Here is a 15718-nt window from a genome sequence, read left to right on the forward strand (position 1 = left end):
TCGATGGCGCGCGCAAGCAGGGCATCGATTAGACCTTACCCCGTTCTCCGCCCTGCCACTTCGGCGGCGGCGCTGGCGAGGCGGTCCGCTCGTTCGTTCTCCGGGTGTCCAGCATGCCCCTTCACCCATTGCCAATCGATCTTGTGCGTGGCCGTCGCCGTGGCAAGTTCGCGCCAGAGGTCGGCGTTCAGCACCGGCTTCTTCTGCGAGTTGATCCAGTTGTTGCGGCGCCAGCCGTGGATCCACTTGGTGATGCCGTCGATCACGTATTTGCTGTCGGTGCTCAGCGTCACCGCGCATGGCTGCGTCAGCGCGGTCAGCGCCTGAATCGCCGCGGTCAGTTCCATGCGGTTGTTGGTGGTCTGCGCCTCCCCCCCGCTCAGTTCCTTCTCGTGTTCTCCCATGCGCAGGATCGCGCCCCAGCCGCCCGGCCCGGGATTTCCCTTGCATGCGCCGTCGGTGAAGATCTCGACCTGCTTCATACGGCGAACACCTGTTCGCCATGCTGCTGGTAGAAGGCCAAGCGACGGGCAAAATCCATCGGGTCCTTGCGCGTCACCAGCGCGTCGGCCGGCGTGTTGAGCCAGTCATATGCGCGCGTCGCCATGAACCGCACGGCTGCACCACGGGCGAGTACCGGCAACGCCGCCGTCTCGGCAGGCGTAAGGGGCCCATAACCTGAAAGCAGCTCGGCGGAGACTTCGGCGCGGAATGCACCATCCTTCTCGAAGCACCAGGCGCTGTGGGTCACCGCCAGATCATAAGCCGTGATGTCGCGGCACGCGAAGTAGAAGTCGATCAGCCCGCTGACGGCGTTGTTCAGCAGCAGGACGTTGTCTGGAAACAGGTCAGCATGAATGACCGACCGGGGCAGATGGTGCGGCCAGGCGGCCTCCAGGAAGGCCAGCTCCCCCGCAACCAGCGCAGGCAGTGCCGGGTCGATGCTGGCGAGGCCGTCCGCCCCGCAGCCGTCGAACAGCTCGCGCCATTGCGGCAGCGACAGGCTGTTGGCGCGATGGCCGGAGAAGTCCGCGGCGTGGCGATGCAATCCGGCGAGCGCCGCGCCGACGGCGTGTGCCTGCGCTGAGGTCGGTCGGTCGACGGAGATGCCGGGCAGGAACTCGATCAGCGCCACGGCCTTGCCGCCAACGAGGCGGAAGGACGCTCCGGCCCGATCGTGGATCGTGCGCGGCACCGGGCTGCCCTTTGCGGCCAGATGATCCAGCAGGTCCAGGAAGAATGGCAGCTCGGCCACGTCCATCCGCTGTTCGTACATGGTCAGGATGAAGCGTGCCCCTGCTCCATCCGAACCTGTGGTTTCGATGAGCCAGTTGGAATTGCTGACGCCCTCGGCAATGCCCTTGGCGCTGATCAGCGTGCCGACATCGTATTCGCCGATCAGCGCGGCCAGCTCGTGCGCGGCCAGCGTGGTGTAGACAGCCATGATGGTTTGCCGGTTGTCAGGCGGTAAGCTGGCGCGGCAGCTTGAAGATCATCGTCTCCTGCGCCGTCTCCACCTGCCGTTCCTCCACCTGACGCCATGCGGCAAGCTGGTCGACCACCTCCCGCACCAGCAGTTCCGGGGCGCTGGCACCGGCGGTGACGCCGATCGTGCCGACACCTTCCAGCCAGGCCGGGTCGATCTCGTGAGCGCGCTGGATCAGCCGAGCGGGTGTGCCGCAGCGTTCCGCCACCTCCACCAGCCGCACGGAGTTGGAGGAATTCGGCGCGCCGATCACCAGCACCAGATCGCATGACGGTGCGATCGCCTTGACCGAATTCTGGCGGTTGGAGGTGGCGTAGCAGATATCCTCCCCCCGCGGTCCCATGATGTCGGGGTACTTGACCTTCAGCGCCTCGACCACCTTGGCCGTGTCATCGACCGACAGGGTGGTCTGCGTCAGGAAGGACAGGGGCTGGCCGGCGGGCAGGTCCAGCGCGGCGACATCTTCCTCCGTCTCCACCAGCGTCATGCGGCCTTCCGGTACCTGGCCGAACGTGCCGATCACCTCCGGATGGCCGCGATGGCCGATGAAGATGATATGGCGCCCATCCTTGACCTGGCGTTCGGCCTGGCGGTGGACCTTGCTGACCAGCGGGCAGGTGGCGTCCAGCCAGATCATGTTGCGGCGGGTCGCCTCCTCCGGCACGCTCTTGGGCACGCCGTGCGCGCTGAACACCACGGGCGCATCCAGCGGCACCTCGTCCAGTTCCTCCACGAAGACGGCACCTTTGGCCCGCAGGCCATCCACCACGAAGCGGTTGTGCACGATCTCGTGCCGGACATAGACAGGGGCGCCGAAACGTTCGATCGCCTTTTCAACGATCTCGATCGCGCGATCGACGCCGGCGCAGAAACCGCGCGGGGCGGCGATCAGCACCTGCAGGGGCAGCTTGTCGGCGACCGGAGCAGCCTGGGCCTGAAAGGGAGCGTTCATGCCCCCGGCTGTAGCGGTTGCTGGCCAAGGGGGAAAGGGCTAGGGCCGCGCCTCGATGTTGCACAAGGATCGCCGCATGACGTTTCGCCGGCCTGCCATTGCCGTTCTTGCCGCCGCCATCGCGCTGACGGGCTGCCGGTCGGAGGGCGATCTGGTGGTGGACAGTGGCGTCGGCATCACCGCGCTGCGCACCGTGTGCCCGGCGGTGGGCATTCCAGACTATACCGGCAACGTCACGATGTTCTCCCCGGCGGAGGCGCGCACCGCCGATGCGCTGGACCTGACCGCCGCCATCACCAACCTGCGCAGCAGCTGCAACGATGCGGGCGACCAGGTCTATACGCAGGCGACCTTCGATGTGGTGGCGCAGCGCCGTAACATGCAGGGTGCCCGGACGGTGGAGCTGCCCTATTTCTCCACCGTGATGCGTGGTGGCAGTGCCGTCACGGCGAAGCGCGTCGGTACGGTCGTGCTGCAGTTCGCCGATGGCGAGGCGCGCGCCCAGGCGCAGGGTGTCGCGAGCGGGACGGTCAGCCGGGAAGCTGCCACGCTGCCTGACGACATTCGTCGGGAGATCACCCGGCGGCGCGATCCGGGCGATGAATCCGCCGCGATCGATCCGCTGACGCGGCCGGAAGTGCGTGCCGCGGTGGCACGTGCCACATTCGAATTGCTGGTCGGCTTCCAGCTGACGCAAGATCAACTGGCGTACAACGCCACGCGGTAAGCGGTCGCTGCCGCTAGGCGAACGGGGGCAAACCGGCTAACGGCGCGCCCCATGGCCGACCATCAGACACTTTATACCGCTTTCGCTGCCCGCATCGACGCCGCGCTTGGCGCGCTTGAGATGGAGGGCGCGCTGCCGCCCCATGTCAGCCGCGCCAATGTAAGCCTGGAGCCGCCGCGCGATCCCGCGCATGGCGATCTTGCCACCAATGCCGCCATGGTGCTGGCGAAGGCTGCCAAGACCAATCCGCGCGCGCTGGCCGAACGGATCGTGGAGAAGCTGGCGGGCGATCCGCTGCTGATCGGGGCGGAGATCGCCGGGCCCGGCTTCATCAACCTGCGTCTGGCCAATCGCAACTGGGTGGCAGAACTGCAGGCGATCGCCACCCTTGGCGCCGATTACGGCCGCAGCGCGAAGGGCGCCGGGCGGCGGGTGAACATCGAATATGTCAGCGCCAATCCCACTGGTCCCATGCATATGGGCCATTGCCGCGGCGCGGTGGTGGGCGATGCGTTGGCCGCGCTGCTGGAATTCGGCGGGCATCAGGTCACGCGCGAATATTACGTCAACGATGCGGGTGCGCAGGTGCAGACGCTCGCCCGCTCCGCCCACCTGCGTTACCGCGAGGCTTTAGGGCAGGAAATCGGCGAGATCCCGGCAGGCCTCTATCCGGGCGAATATCTGAAGCCGGTGGGCGAGGCGCTGGCGACCGAGTTCGGCGACCGCTTCGCCGATGCGGACGAGGGCGAGTGGCTCGACCTGTTTCGGGAACGCAGCGTCGCCGCGATGATGGACATGATCCGCAGCGACCTGGCGCAGCTCGGCATCCACCATGCTGTCTTCGCCAGTGAGGCGGAGCTGCAGCGCGCGGGCAAGCCGGCGGCGGCGGAGGCCTGGCTGCGCGAGCACGATCTGGTGTTCGACGGTGAACTGGAAGCGCCCAAGGGCAAGACGCCCGAGGATTGGGAGCCGGTCGAGCTGCCGCTGTTCCGCTCCACCCGGTTCGGTGACGATCAGGACCGGCCGATCCGCAAGAGCGATGGCAGCTGGACCTATTTCGGTGCCGACCTCGCCTATCACATGCAGAAGGCGGCCGAGGCGGACGAGCTGATCGACATCTGGGGCGCAGATCATGCCGGCACCGTGAAGCGGATCAAGGCGGCGGTCGAGGCGCTGGCGGAAGGCGAAGGTCGGCCAATCCCGTTCGACGTCAAGCTAGTGCAGATGGTCGCGCTGCTGCGCAATGGCGAGCCGGTGAAGATGTCCAAGCGGTCGGGCAACTTCGTGACGCTGGCCGAGGTGGTGGAGGAGGTGGGCAAGGACGTGGTCCGCTTCACCATGCTGACCCGCAAGCCGGAGGCGCAGATGGAATTCGACTTCGCCAAGGTGGTGGAGGCGTCGAAGGACAATCCGGTGTTCTACGTCCAGTATGCGCATGCCCGGATCAGCTCCACACTGCGCAAGGCGGCGGCACAGGGGCTGGCGCCGGATGATGCCGCGCTGGACCGACTGGGCCAGCCGGAATCGACGCTGGTGAAGCAGGCGGCGCAGTTCCCGCGCGAGGTGGAGGCTGCCGCCTCCGCGCGCGAGCCGCACCGGATCGCCTTCTACCTCTATGACCTTGCCGCCGCGTTCCACGCCTTCTGGAACATGGGTAATGATGATCCGGCTCTCCGCATCATCACCGAAGATGCCGCGCTGACGCAGGCACGGCTATTCCTCGCCACGCAGATCGGGCAGGTTGTCAGGAACGGCCTGGCGCTGCTGGGCGTGGAGGCGGTGGAGGAGCTGTAACGATCATGGCCCGTAACGGCTTCGGCGAGGAGGACGACACGCTGCGCCTCTCGCTGGAGGACGAGCAGCATCCCTGGCTCGACGGCGACGAGGACGAGGACACCGGGATCGATCCCGCGCGCCTCGCCCGTGCGGCTCTGGCGACGCTGGTCGTACTGGTGGGCCTGGGTGTGCTGGGCTGGTGGCTGCTGGTCGGACCGGGCGAGGCGGCGCCGGAAGCCGACGGCAGCGTGATCGAGGCGCCGGAGGGGCCGTACAAGGTCCGCCCCGACAATCCGGGCGGGCGCACGGTGGAAGGGACGGGCGACACCAGTTTCCAGGTGGCGGAAGGGCGCCGGGTGGAGGCACGGATCGATCGCACCCGCGCGCCTGACACCCCGCCGCCCGCGGCCGGGCTGGTCGGCGTGCAGATCGGCGCCTATCCCAGCAAGGAGACGGCGGAGGCGGCATGGCAGCAGATGGCCATGCGGCTGGCGGTGCTGCAGGGCCGCAGCCACCGTGTCGTCGAAGGCCGGGTGGACAGCGGCGTGATCTGGTGGCTGCAGGCGGTCGCCGGCTCCGCCGCGGAGGCGGCGGCACTGTGCGGGGCGTTGCGCCGCGAAGGTGGCGATTGTCAGGTGAAGCGCTGAGGGAGGGCGTGGTTATGCAGGTGCGTGACAGCAGGCAGGGTTACGGGATCGTCAGCCGCACGTTGCATTGGGCCATGGCGCTGTTGTTCGTGCTGCAGTTCACCAGCGCGATGCTGCACCTGCTGGCGGATGAGAGCCCGGCGGCGAACATGCTGTGGCCCTGGCACTTCCAGGTCGGATTCACACTCTGGTGGCTGGTGCTGCTGCGCGGGACTTGGGCGCTCCTCAACTTCCGCAACCGCCCGCCGCATGACGGGCCGGGCCTGCTGGCCCGTGCGGCTACGGCGGGGCACCTGGCGCTGTATGGGTTGATGGTGATCGTGCCGACGCTGGCGCTGCTGCGCGCCGTTGGGCGCGGGCGCGGGGTGCAATTGTACGGTATCCAGTGGGTCGGCCCGGGGGCGGAGCAGCCGGACTTGGCCGCCCCGGCCAACCTGGCGCACGGCACGCTCGGCTGGGTGCTGCTGTCGCTGATCGTCGGCCATGTCTGTTTCGCCCTGTGGCATGGCTTTGTGCGCCGGGACGGCACGCTGTCGCGCATGTGGCGTAGGCGGTGATGCGGCGATGACACCGGCAATCTTCAGTCCGGCCGGCCTGACCCTGTCGGCGGAGGAGCGGGCCTTCTTTCGCGACGCGGACCCAGCCGGCTACATCCTGTTTGGCCGCAACGTGGAAAGCCGCGAGCAGCTGCGGGCGCTGACGGACGAGCTGCGCGACCTGCATGGGCGGGAACGGCTGCTGATCTCCATCGATCAGGAAGGCGGCCGCGTCGCGCGGATGAAGCCGCCGGTCTGGGATGCCTATCCGACAGGGCAGGCCTTCGCCGATCTGTGGCAGGTCGCGCCCTCCAGCGCGATCGAGGCGGCGCGCTGCAATGGCGCGCTGCTGGGCCTCGATCTGGCGGAAGCGGGGATCAATGTCGATTACACCCCGCTGCTCGACGTGCGCGAGCCGGGCGCGCATGATGTGATCGGCGACCGCGCGCTGGGGACCGAGCCCATGCAGGTGGCGGCGCTGGGCCGCGCGGTGCTGGACGGTCTGGCCGCCGCGGGTGTTGCCGGCTGCATCAAGCATATGCCCGGCCACGGCCGCGCAGGTGCGGACAGCCACAAGGAGTTACCGACCGTCACCGCAGACGTGGAGGAACTGGCGCGCGACCTCGCCCCGTTTCGCACGCTGGCCACCCGCGCGCGCATCGGCATGACCGCGCATGTCCGCTACACCGCATGGGACGATGCCAATCCCGGCACGCTGTCGCGGGCCGTGGTGCAGGACATCATCCGTGGGGAAATCGGCTTTGCCGGCCTGCTGCTGACCGACGACCTCGACATGCAGGCGCTGAGCGGCACGGTGCCGGAACGTGCGCTGGCCGCGTACAATGCCGGCTGCGACCTGGCGCTGAACTGCTGGGCGAAGATGGGCGACATGCAGGGCATCGCCAACCTGCTGCCCGCGATGGACGATGGCCGCCTGGCTCGGCTCGATGCTGCGCTCGCGGTTGTTGACGCCGCCGAACCGCTCGACCGGGCACAACTGAAGGAAACGCGCGACGCGCTGCTGCGGATCGCAGCGTGAGCACGCCCGACCTGTTCACCCCTGCCGCCCCGGCGGAGGCGGACAAGCTGCATCTGGAACTCGACGGGTGGGAAGGGCCGCTGGACCTGCTGCTCGATCTCGCCCGGCGGCAGAAGGTGGATCTCAGGCAGATCTCCATCCTCGCCTTGGTCGATCAATACCTTGCCTTCATCGAAGGCGAGCGGCTGCGGCTGGAACTGGCGGCCGATTACCTGGTGATGGCCGCCTGGCTGGCCTATCTCAAATCCGCGTTGCTCCTGCCGAAGGAAGAGCAGCCCGATCCCGATCCGGAGGAACTGGCGCTACGCCTGCAAATGCGGCTGCAGCGGCTGGCGGCAATGCGGGAGGCAGCCGCGCGGCTGATGGCGCGCGACCGGCTGGGCCGCGACGTCTTTGCCCGCGGTGCGCCCGAAGGCTTGCGGCTGGACCGGCAGACACGGTGGCAATGCGACTGGTTCGAACTGGTCCGGTCGTATGGCGCGGTGCAGCTACGCACCCGTCCGGTGGTCCACATGGTGCGCGAGCGACCGGTCATGACACTCGATTCCGCGCTGGAGCGGGTGTCGGCGATGCTTGGCATCACGCTGGACTGGATCGAATTGCGCGAGTTCCTGCCTGCGCCGCAAGCCGAATGGACCGAACCCCGTCTGCGCCGCTCGGCACTTGCCAGCAGCTTCGTCGCTGCGTTGGAACTGGCCAAGCAGGGGCGGGCGCAATTGCGGCAGGACGTGACTTTTGGCCCGCTGCACCTGCGGCGGCGGCTGGCGTGAACGAGGCGCCCGACGATCTCGCCCGCGCGCTGGAGGCGGCGCTGTTCGCGGCCGAGCAGCCGATGAGCGTGGAGCAACTCTCGCAATTGCTGAACGGGGCCGCGGTGCTGCCGGCGCTGCGCGCACTGGCGACGGACTATGCCGATCGCGGCATCCACCTGGTGGAGCGGGGCGGCCGGTGGCATTTTCAAACCGCCCCTGACCTCGCGCATCTGCTGCGCCGCACGCGCGAGCAGCCCCGCCGCCTCAGCCGCGCCGCCACGGAGGTGCTGGCGATCGTCGCCTATCACGAGCCGGTCAGCCGCGCGCAGATCGAGGCGATCCGCGGCGTGCAGACGGCCAAGGGCACGCTGGACGTGCTGCTGGAGGCGGGCTGGGTCCGGGTCGCCGGCCGGCGTGACGTGCCGGGGCGCCCGGTGATCTACGCCACGACGCCTGATTTCCTTGCCCATTTCGGCCTTGCCAGCCGGCGCGACTTGCCGGGGGTGGAGGAACTGCGGGCCGCGGGGCTGCTCGATCCCGTGGACGAGGCGATGGAGGCTTTACTGGAAAAGGGTGGGGAAAGCGCCTAGACTCCGCCAAACGCTACGGAGTTTTCCATTGTGAGCCTCGGACCTTTCCAGATCCTGATCATCGCGCTTGTCATTCTGGTGCTGTTCGGCCGTGGCCGGATCAGCGAGATGATGGGCGATTTCGGCAAGGGGGTGAAGAGCTTCCGCCAGGGGCTGAGCGAGGAGGACGCCAAGACCGATCCGCCCGCATCGCCCCAGCGCATCGAAGGCCCGGTCACCCGCACGGCGACGCCTGCCACCCCCAACGAAACTGTGGTCGAAGCGCCGGCCGACAAGACATCCGTCTGATAGCGGCAGGCGGAGGGTAGCGGCGTGCTGGATATTGGCGCCACCGAATTGCTGCTGATCGTGGTCGTGGCGGTGGTCGTCATCGGCCCGAAGGACCTGCCGCTGGCCCTGCGCACCGCGGGCAAGTGGATCGGCCAGATGCGCCGCCTCTCCAACCATTTCCGCGCTGGCTTCGACGCCATGATCCGCGAGGCGGAGATGGCGGAGATGGAGAAGAAGTGGCGCGAGCAGAACGAGAAGATCATGCAGGCGCAGTCCGGCAGCGCCGGCACCGGCGCGGAAAGTGCCGTCGGAACTGATGCCGGCACGACGCAGGCGGTCGAGGCTCAGCCGATCAGCGACAATGCGCCCAGGCCGGAACTGCCGGCACCTTCACCAGCAGCAGCAGCGGTATCGCCGCCGCCGCCGCCGGCTCCGGCCCCGATCGAGCCCCCGCCCACGCCCGAGCCCGCCCCCGCGGTGGCGGACCCCGCGCCACAGGAGCAACGGGCATGAAGCCGATGAAGCCGTTCTCCATCAAGGATATCGACGACACGCAGGCGCCGCTGCTCGATCACCTGATCGAACTGCGGACCCGCCTGCTGCGCGCGATCATGGCGCTGACCGTCGCTTTTGCCTTCAGCCTGTACTTCGCGGACGACATCTTTGAATTGCTGGTGCGCCCGCTGGCGGTCGCCTTCCCCGAAGGGCAGGGCCGGCTGGTCTACACCAAGCTGTACGAGGCGTTCTTCGTCGAGATCAAGGTAGCGCTGTTCGCCGCCTTCTTCCTCAGCTTCCCGATCATCGCCAACCAATTGTGGGCGTTCATCGCGCCGGGCCTGTATGCGCGGGAGAAGAAGGCGTTCCTGCCGTTCCTGATCGCCACCCCCATCCTGTTCGCGATGGGCGCGTCGCTGGCCTATTTCATGGTGATGCCGACCGCGTTTCGCTGGTTCCTGGGCTTCCAGGGGGTGACCGCCGGCCTGCAGCAGGAGGCACTGCCGGCGATGGGCGAGTATCTCGATCTCGTGATGCGGTTCATCCTGGCGTTCGGGATCAGTTTCCTGCTGCCGGTGCTGCTGATGCTGCTGAACCGCGCCGGTCTCGTGACCCGGGCGCAGCTGGCGACCTCGCGCCGCTACATCATTGTCGGCATCACCATCGTCGCGGCGATCATCACCCCGCCGGACGTGGTCAGTCAGTTGATGCTGGCGATCCCGCTATGGTTCCTGTTCGAGGCGACCATGCTGCTGATGAAGGTGTACGAGAAGCGTGACGCGGCCGAGCAGGCCGCGCGCATCGCGGAGGAACGGCTGGAGCAGCAGGCGGCAGAATAGCGCCGCCTACCGGCCCGGCCCATCGGGCGCGGCCGGCTCTTCCGCGCCGAACACCTTGCGGCCGTTGATCCAGGTTTCCAGCACGCGCACCTGCCGCAGTTCCTCCGGGCTCGCCATCAGCGGGTCACGGTCGATCACCACGAAGTCTGCCCGCAGTCCTTCCGCCAACTGGCCGAAGCGGCGTTCGGCGAAACCGGCATAGGCGGCGCCAGCGGTATAGGCGGCAAGCGCCTGTTCCCGGCTGATCGCCTCCTGCGGCTGCCAGCCGCCGAAGGGCTGCCCATCGGGTCCGGTGCGGCTGATCGCTGCGGCGATACCCTGGAACGGCAATGGCTGTTCCACCGGCGCATCCGACCCGAAGGCGAGCGGCCCGCCGGCCTCCAGGATGGAGCGCCAAGCATAGGCGCCTGCCAACCGGTCCGGCCCCAGCCGCGCTTCCGCCATGGTGCGGTCGGATGGCTGGTGCTGCGGCTGCATGGAAGCGATCGTGCCGTTCTGGCCGAAGCGGGTGATGTCCGCCAAGTCGACCACCTGCGCATGCTCGATCCGCCAACGCCGGTCGCCTGGATAGTCGCGCGACAATTCGGCGATGGCGTCCAGCGCCTCCTTGTTGGCCCGGTCGCCGATGGCGTGGATGGCCACCTGGAACTCGTCCATCGCCGCGCGGCTCATCAGGTTGCGCAATTGCGTGCCGTCGAGCAGCGGCAGGCCACGATTGTCCGGATCATCGGCGTAGGGCGCGTTCAGCAGCGCGCCGCGCGATCCCAGTGCGCCATCCAGGAACAGCTTGATACCGTTCAGCCGCAGCTTGTCGTCATACAGCCAGACGGTCGGCGCCGGCCCGCCGATCAGCACCATGGCATCGACATTGGCGGCGTAGGCCATCACCCGGATATCCAACCGGCCGGAATCGCCTGCCCGGCGGAAGGTCATCCAGTCCTCCACGCTGGTGCCCATGTCGGCGACGGCGGTGACACCGCCCCGCAGCAGCACGCGCTGCGCCTCGTACAGGGCCAGGTCGCGGTCGGACGGGCGGGGCGGGGGTACCTTGCTGTCCACCAGCGCGGTCGCGGCGTCGACCAGCACGCCGGCCGGGGCATGGCCACCCGCCAGCCGTTCGATGCGGCCGCCGGAGGGATCCACGCTTTCGGCAGTGACGCCCGCTGCCGCCAGCGCCAGCGAATTGCCCCAGCCGGCATGGCCATCGGCGCGGGCGAGCCATACCGGACGGTCAGGCACGACCGCGTCCAGCTCCGCCGCGGTGGGGAAGCGACCGAGGTTCCAGCGCTCCTGGTTCCAACCGCGCCCGATCAGCCATGGCTGGTCCGGGTTGGCTGCGGCATAGGCGGCCAACTTGTCCAGCGCTTGTTGCAGGCTGTCCGTGTCGGACAGGTCCAGCGTCAATTGCGCCAGGCCCAGGCCCATCAGGTGCAGATGGCCATCGATCAGGCCGGGGATGACCGTGCGCCCGCGGCCGTCCTGCCGGTAGTCGACCCGTTCGGGTGCCTTGTCCCGGCGGCCGAGCAGGCGCACGATCTTGCCGTCATCGCCGATCACCATGGCCCGGAAGCGGGTGACTTCACCCTCCCGGTCGACGGAGATGCCGTTGATGTTCTCCACCAGCGTGTCCGCCAGTGCCGGCACGGCAGTGGTCGCCAGCAATGCGGCGGCGAACATGGCGCCGGTGCGCAGGAGAGGGCGCCTCATCGGGCGACCTCCGGCAGGTGGCGGACCAGCGCGCTGGTGTCCTGCCGCCCGCCTCCCGCCGCCTGCACCCCGGCGTAGAGCTGATCCACCAGGGCGGTCACCGGCAACGGCTGCCCCGCCGCGTTCGCGGTGGCGAGCGCGATGGCGAGATCCTTGCGCATCCAGTCGATCGCGAAGCCGAAATCGAACTCGCCCGCAGCCATGGTGGTCCAGCGGTTTTCCATCTGCCAGCTCTGCGCCGCGCCGCCGCCGATAGCCTGCAGTACCTTGTCCATCGCCAGTCCCTGTCCCTGTGCGAAGCGGACCGCTTCCGACAGTCCGGCAAGCGTGCCGGCAATGCAGATCTGGTTTGCCGCCTTGGCGCTCTGCCCAGCACCCGCATCACCAATGTGGACGATACGCGCGGCATAGGCCTGCAACACCGTTTCCGCGCGTTCCATGGCTTCCGCCGTGCCGCCGCACATGATCGACAGCTTGCCGTTCTCCGCGCCTGCCTGTCCGCCGGAAACCGGAGCATCTAGCGCCAGCAGGCCTCGGCCTTCAGCCTCGCTCGCGATGCGTTGCGCGGTGGCCGGGGATACGGTGGTGTGATCCACGAACAACGCCCCGGGCCGCATGGCCGCCAGGGCTCCTCCGGCGCCGAGCACCACCTCGACCAGGTCGGCATCGTTGCCAACGCAGGTCAGCACCACATCCGCATTCTGCACAGCCTCCTGCACGGAGGGTGCCGTCGCGACATCGGCATCGGCATGGCGTTCTGCCCAGGCTTGCGCCCGGCTTGCGGTCCGGTTCCACACAACTACGCGGTGGCCGGCGCGGGCGAGATGCCCCGCCATCGGCGCGCCCATAACACCCAGGCCCAGGAAGGCGATCGCAAGCTGTTCGGTCATGATCCCGCCAATGCCGCCTGCGGCCCGGCAAAGCAACGATTGCAGGCGGCCGGTTTGCAGCGCGTCCGAAACGGGCTACGCGCAGGCGCCATGGACAGTGCAGACCTGCTCGACGCGACGCTGACGCTTGCTGATGTGGAAGGCGCCGCCGCCCGCATCGCCGGCGCGGTGGTGCGCACGCCCACGCATTACAGCCGCACCCTGTCGCAGATTACCGGCGCGAACATCTGGCTGAAGTTCGAAAACCACCAGTTCACCGCAGCCTACAAGGAGCGGGGCGCGCTCAACGCCCTGCTGCAGCTTGATCCGGCAAAGGCGTCGCGCGGTGTGATCACCGCAAGTGCTGGCAACCATGCGCAAGGGCTGTCGTACCACGGCACGCGTTTGGGCGTGCCGGTTACGATCGTCATGCCGCGCACCACACCGACCGTGAAGATCATGCAGACCGAACAGGTCGGCGGCACGGTGGTGCTGGAAGGTGAGACCTTCGACGAAGCCAAGGCGCACGCCCACCTGCTGGAAAAGGAACTGGGGCTCACCTTCGTCCACCCGTTCGATCATCCGCACATCGCCGCCGGGCAGGGCACCGTCGCACTGGAGATGCTGGCCGATGCGCCGGAGATCGACTGCATCGTCACTCCGATCGGCGGCGGCGGGCTGATCTCTGGCATGGGGACCGTCGCCAAGGCGCAGGGCCGCCCGATCGAGGTGGTCGGTGTGCAGGCCGAACTCTATCCCTCGATGTATGCCCGCCTGAGGGGCGAAACCATGCCGAGCGGCGGCGACACCCTGGCGGAAGGCATCGCGGTCAAGGAGCCGGGCGATTTCACCAGCAAGGTGATCGCAGAGGTCGTCGACGACATCCTGCTGGTATCTGAGTCGGACCTGGAACGGGCGGTCGCGCTGCTGCTGCAGATCGAAAAGACGGTGGTAGAGGGGGCGGGCGCCGCCGGTCTTGCGGCGGTGCTAGCGCATCCCGAACGGTTCGCCGGGCGCACGCTGGGGCTGGTGCTGTGCGGCGGCAACATCGATACGCGGCTGCTGACCAACGTGCTGCTGCGCGATCTCGCCCGATCCGGCCGGATCGCGCGCCTCCGCATCACGCTGCAGGACCGGCCGGGCGCGTTGTACAAGGTGATGCGCGAATTCGATGCGCACAACGTCAACATCCTGGAGATCTACCACCAGCGCATCTTCACCACCCTGCCGGCCAAGGGGCTGATCACCGACATCGAGTGCGAGGCGCGGGATCGTAGCCAGATCGAACGGCTGGTCACGGCACTGGAAGGGCGCGGCTACTTGGTGGCACCGGTGGAACTCAATTGATCCGCAGGGGGACAGCCTTATTCGCACAAGGCGGTTTTCAGCGGGCTCGTTAATCCCTACGTTCTAGAGGTCGAGACCCGCAACCCGTCCGCTCAAGAGAGTATGCCCGGCACGTGACCGCTCCTGTGCGCTTCCCCCGGTTCTTCGTGACCACGCCGGCGCCGTGCCCGTACCTGCCCGGTCGGACGGAGCGGAAGGTGTTCACCGAGCTGAAGGGACCGCAGGCGGACGCGCTGAACGATGCGTTGAGCCGCATCGGCTTCCGCCGCAGTCAGACGGTCGCCTACCGCCCGAGCTGCCTGGATTGCCGCGCCTGTGTCTCGGTACGTGTAGTCGCCACCGAGTTCCGCCCCTCCACCACGCAGAAGCGGGCGCTGAAGCGCAATAGCGATCTGGTCGCCACGGAATGTCGGCCATGGGCCACGGCGGAGCAGTTCGAATTGCTGCAGCGATACCTCGCAACCCGGCATCCCGGCGGCGGCATGGCGGCGATGGACGAGGTCGATTTCGCCGACATGGTCGAGCATACGACCGTGACCAGCAGCATGATCGAATACCGCGAACCTGGTTCGGACGGCCGCCCCGGCCGGCTGGTCGGCGCCTGCCTGACGGACCGGCAAGGCGACGGGTTGTCGATGATCTACAGCTTCTACGAGCCGGAGGATGACGGCCGCGCGGGTCTGGGCAATTACATCATCCTGGACCATATCCGGCGCGCCGGGGCGGAGAGTCTGCGGTACGTCTACCTGGGCTACTGGGTCGATGGATCGCGCCGGATGCAGTACAAGATCCGGTACCGGCCATTGGAACGGCTGGAGGCGACCGGCTGGGTCCGCTTCGGAGAGGTGGAGCAGGCGGCGCTGATCGCCGGGATCACCGCTGGTCCTGCACGAGAAGAGGGGCGCGTCCTGAGCGGGGAGAGCAAGGACGGCGCCCCGGGTGTCCAGCAGACCTACAAGCTCGGCTGACGGTCGGAAGTTTACACTAAGTGGACACCTTAATCGCGTCCGCCGTCACGCGATGTTGCCGTCACGATAGAGCGCCGCCTCCGCCGTGCGCCGCCGGGTGAGACCCGCCATCACCCGCCCGCCGGCCCGGTTCCAGCGGGCGAACTGCGCCGCCGCCGCCGCATGATCGCCCGCCCGGTGCAGCCGCAGCAGGGTGGAGGTCTCCAGCGCGCGGACACCGATATTGTAGGCGAGGCTGACCAGCGCATCGAACTGCGCCGGGCTGGTCGGCGTTTCCCCCAGCATGGTGTCGACCTGTTCCGCGAATTCCGCCACATGCCCGGCGAAGCGGGCATCGCAGCGCGCCTGCGTCCACACGGTGCCGGGCGCGATCGCCGTGCCGTTCTCATCGGTGGTGCTGCCCCAGCCGATCGTCCACGGTGCGCCGCCGGTGCCGGGATCGGGATAGGCCTCGATACTGCCGTCGGTCCGCCGCCTGGCGCAGCCTTCGAACACCTGGATCAGTTGCAATCCCGCTTCGCCGATTGCGCGCGGCGCTGCTGTTTCGAGCGCGAGCGCATTGTCGATCGCACTGTCCAGCCTGGTCACTTCGGCATGGGAGAACCCTCGCCCCAGCATGCCACGCACTGCATCGAAGATCATCTTCCGGTCCATGTTCCGTCCTCGTTGGAGTCTGCCGGGCAGGGCATAGGAACAGCGGCCGAGTGTAGGAAAATGG

19 protein-coding genes (1 of these 19 running past the window's edge) are annotated in these 15718 nt (G+C 68.0%); 13 read left to right on the forward strand and 6 right to left on the reverse strand.

Going from position 1 to position 15718, the window contains the following annotated elements:
- On the forward strand, positions 1 to 32 hold the 3' portion of the coding sequence (locus V5740_RS00395; protein ID WP_347303122.1) for a hypothetical protein. The gene continues 202 nt to the left of window position 1, outside the view; only the last 32 of its 234 coding nucleotides appear in the window; its start codon lies off the left edge, out of view; the stop codon is at positions 30 to 32.
- A gap of 3 nt (positions 33 to 35) precedes the next feature.
- Here the strand turns inward: V5740_RS00395 and rnhA are convergent, their stop codons facing one another.
- Genes rnhA through ispH form a run of 3 tightly spaced genes read right to left on the reverse strand, consistent with a single transcriptional unit; the run spans position 36 to position 2438 of the window.
- Positions 36 to 482 (reverse strand): ribonuclease HI, encoded by a 447-nt coding sequence (gene rnhA, locus V5740_RS00400; RefSeq protein WP_347303123.1) that lies wholly within the window; start codon positions 480 to 482, stop codon positions 36 to 38.
- On the reverse strand, positions 479 to 1444 hold the full coding sequence (gene thrB / locus V5740_RS00405) for a homoserine kinase (protein ID WP_347303124.1): 966 nt from the start codon (positions 1442 to 1444) through the stop codon (positions 479 to 481). The genes rnhA and thrB overlap by 4 nt, the downstream gene beginning before the upstream one ends.
- A 16-nt stretch (positions 1445 to 1460) precedes the next feature.
- Entirely contained in the window at positions 1461 to 2438 is a 978-nt protein-coding gene (gene ispH, locus V5740_RS00410; RefSeq protein WP_347303125.1) for a 4-hydroxy-3-methylbut-2-enyl diphosphate reductase, read from the reverse strand.
- Between the two features lie 76 nt (positions 2439 to 2514).
- Here ispH and V5740_RS00415 point away from each other — a divergent pair, with 76 nt between their 5' ends.
- Genes V5740_RS00415 through tatC form a run of 10 tightly spaced genes read left to right on the forward strand, consistent with a single transcriptional unit; the run spans position 2515 to position 10109 of the window.
- Positions 2515 to 3165: a hypothetical protein gene (locus tag V5740_RS00415; protein ID WP_347303126.1), complete on the forward strand. Its 651-nt coding sequence runs from the start codon at positions 2515 to 2517 to the stop codon at positions 3163 to 3165.
- 51 nt (positions 3166 to 3216) lie between these two features.
- Positions 3217 to 4959, forward strand: coding sequence for an arginine--tRNA ligase (gene argS / locus V5740_RS00420; protein WP_347303127.1), 1743 nt, complete (start codon positions 3217 to 3219; stop codon positions 4957 to 4959).
- A gap of 5 nt (positions 4960 to 4964) precedes the next feature.
- A complete protein-coding gene (locus V5740_RS00425) occupies positions 4965 to 5588 on the forward strand; it encodes an SPOR domain-containing protein (RefSeq protein WP_347303128.1) in 624 nt (207 codons plus the stop codon).
- A gap of 14 nt (positions 5589 to 5602) precedes the next feature.
- On the forward strand, positions 5603 to 6145 hold the full coding sequence (locus V5740_RS00430; RefSeq protein WP_347303129.1) for a cytochrome b: 543 nt from the start codon (positions 5603 to 5605) through the stop codon (positions 6143 to 6145).
- Positions 6146 to 6152: 7 nt separating this feature from the next.
- The gene (gene nagZ, locus V5740_RS00435) at positions 6153 to 7163 is read left to right on the forward strand and encodes a beta-N-acetylhexosaminidase (protein ID WP_347303130.1); all 1011 of its coding nucleotides are present in this window, start codon (positions 6153 to 6155) and stop codon (positions 7161 to 7163) included.
- Positions 7160 to 7933 carry a ScpA family protein gene (locus V5740_RS00440; protein ID WP_347303131.1) on the forward strand — a complete coding sequence of 258 codons (774 nt, stop codon included), beginning with the start codon at positions 7160 to 7162 and terminating at the stop codon, positions 7931 to 7933. The genes nagZ and V5740_RS00440 overlap by 4 nt, the downstream gene beginning before the upstream one ends.
- Positions 7930 to 8505 (forward strand): SMC-Scp complex subunit ScpB, encoded by a 576-nt coding sequence (gene scpB, locus V5740_RS00445; protein WP_347303132.1) that lies wholly within the window; start codon positions 7930 to 7932, stop codon positions 8503 to 8505. Before V5740_RS00440 ends, scpB begins: the two co-directional genes overlap by 4 nt.
- A 27-nt stretch (positions 8506 to 8532) precedes the next feature.
- On the forward strand, positions 8533 to 8793 hold the full coding sequence (gene tatA / locus V5740_RS00450; protein WP_347304405.1) for a twin-arginine translocase TatA/TatE family subunit: 261 nt from the start codon (positions 8533 to 8535) through the stop codon (positions 8791 to 8793).
- Positions 8794 to 8817: 24 nt separating this feature from the next.
- On the forward strand, positions 8818 to 9288 hold the full coding sequence (tatB, locus tag V5740_RS00455) for a Sec-independent protein translocase protein TatB (protein WP_347303133.1): 471 nt from the start codon (positions 8818 to 8820) through the stop codon (positions 9286 to 9288).
- Between the two features lie 5 nt (positions 9289 to 9293).
- Positions 9294 to 10109 (forward strand): twin-arginine translocase subunit TatC, encoded by an 816-nt coding sequence (gene tatC / locus V5740_RS00460; protein WP_347304406.1) that lies wholly within the window; start codon positions 9294 to 9296, stop codon positions 10107 to 10109.
- 6 nt (positions 10110 to 10115) lie between these two features.
- On the opposite strand, the gene V5740_RS00465 is transcribed toward tatC, so the two are convergent.
- A complete protein-coding gene (locus V5740_RS00465; protein WP_347303134.1) occupies positions 10116 to 11816 on the reverse strand; it encodes an amidohydrolase family protein in 1701 nt (566 codons plus the stop codon).
- Positions 11813 to 12706: an NAD(P)-dependent oxidoreductase gene (locus tag V5740_RS00470; protein ID WP_347303135.1), complete on the reverse strand. Its 894-nt coding sequence runs from the start codon at positions 12704 to 12706 to the stop codon at positions 11813 to 11815. Before V5740_RS00470 ends, V5740_RS00465 begins: the two co-directional genes overlap by 4 nt.
- Positions 12707 to 12796: 90 nt before the next feature.
- On the opposite strand from V5740_RS00470, the gene V5740_RS00475 reads away from it, so the two are divergent.
- Complete coding sequence (locus V5740_RS00475; protein WP_347303136.1) at positions 12797 to 14032, forward strand: threonine ammonia-lyase; 1236 nt, start codon at positions 12797 to 12799, stop codon at positions 14030 to 14032.
- A gap of 113 nt (positions 14033 to 14145) precedes the next feature.
- Positions 14146 to 15000 carry an arginyltransferase gene (locus tag V5740_RS00480; RefSeq protein ID WP_347303137.1) on the forward strand — a complete coding sequence of 285 codons (855 nt, stop codon included), beginning with the start codon at positions 14146 to 14148 and terminating at the stop codon, positions 14998 to 15000.
- A gap of 45 nt (positions 15001 to 15045) precedes the next feature.
- Here the strand turns inward: V5740_RS00480 and V5740_RS00485 are convergent, their stop codons facing one another.
- Positions 15046 to 15654: a lysozyme gene (locus V5740_RS00485; protein WP_347303138.1), complete on the reverse strand. Its 609-nt coding sequence runs from the start codon at positions 15652 to 15654 to the stop codon at positions 15046 to 15048.
- Between the last annotated feature and the right edge of the window lie 64 nt (positions 15655 to 15718).

Source organism: Croceibacterium sp. TMG7-5b_MA50 (assembly GCF_039830145.1).
Taxonomy (GTDB): Bacteria; Pseudomonadota; Alphaproteobacteria; order Sphingomonadales; family Sphingomonadaceae; genus Croceibacterium.

Coding starts and splice junctions, on each gene's coding strand:
- V5740_RS00485 (WP_347303138.1), bottom strand. CDS start 15,654: ATGGACCGGAAGATGATCTTCGATGCAGTGCGTGGCATGCTGGGGCGA.
- V5740_RS00430 (WP_347303129.1), top strand. CDS start 5,603: ATGCAGGTGCGTGACAGCAGGCAGGGTTACGGGATCGTCAGCCGCACG.
- argS (WP_347303127.1), top strand. CDS start 3,217: ATGGCCGACCATCAGACACTTTATACCGCTTTCGCTGCCCGCATCGAC.
- tatC (WP_347304406.1), top strand. CDS start 9,294: ATGAAGCCGTTCTCCATCAAGGATATCGACGACACGCAGGCGCCGCTG.
- V5740_RS00415 (WP_347303126.1), top strand. CDS start 2,515: ATGACGTTTCGCCGGCCTGCCATTGCCGTTCTTGCCGCCGCCATCGCG.
- V5740_RS00425 (WP_347303128.1), top strand. CDS start 4,965: ATGGCCCGTAACGGCTTCGGCGAGGAGGACGACACGCTGCGCCTCTCG.
- thrB (WP_347303124.1), bottom strand. CDS start 1,444: ATGGCTGTCTACACCACGCTGGCCGCGCACGAGCTGGCCGCGCTGATC.
- ispH (WP_347303125.1), bottom strand. CDS start 2,438: ATGAACGCTCCCTTTCAGGCCCAGGCTGCTCCGGTCGCCGACAAGCTG.
- V5740_RS00470 (WP_347303135.1), bottom strand. CDS start 12,706: ATGACCGAACAGCTTGCGATCGCCTTCCTGGGCCTGGGTGTTATGGGC.
- V5740_RS00465 (WP_347303134.1), bottom strand. CDS start 11,816: ATGAGGCGCCCTCTCCTGCGCACCGGCGCCATGTTCGCCGCCGCATTG.
- nagZ (WP_347303130.1), top strand. CDS start 6,153: ATGACACCGGCAATCTTCAGTCCGGCCGGCCTGACCCTGTCGGCGGAG.
- rnhA (WP_347303123.1), bottom strand. CDS start 482: ATGAAGCAGGTCGAGATCTTCACCGACGGCGCATGCAAGGGAAATCCC.
- V5740_RS00475 (WP_347303136.1), top strand. CDS start 12,797: ATGGACAGTGCAGACCTGCTCGACGCGACGCTGACGCTTGCTGATGTG.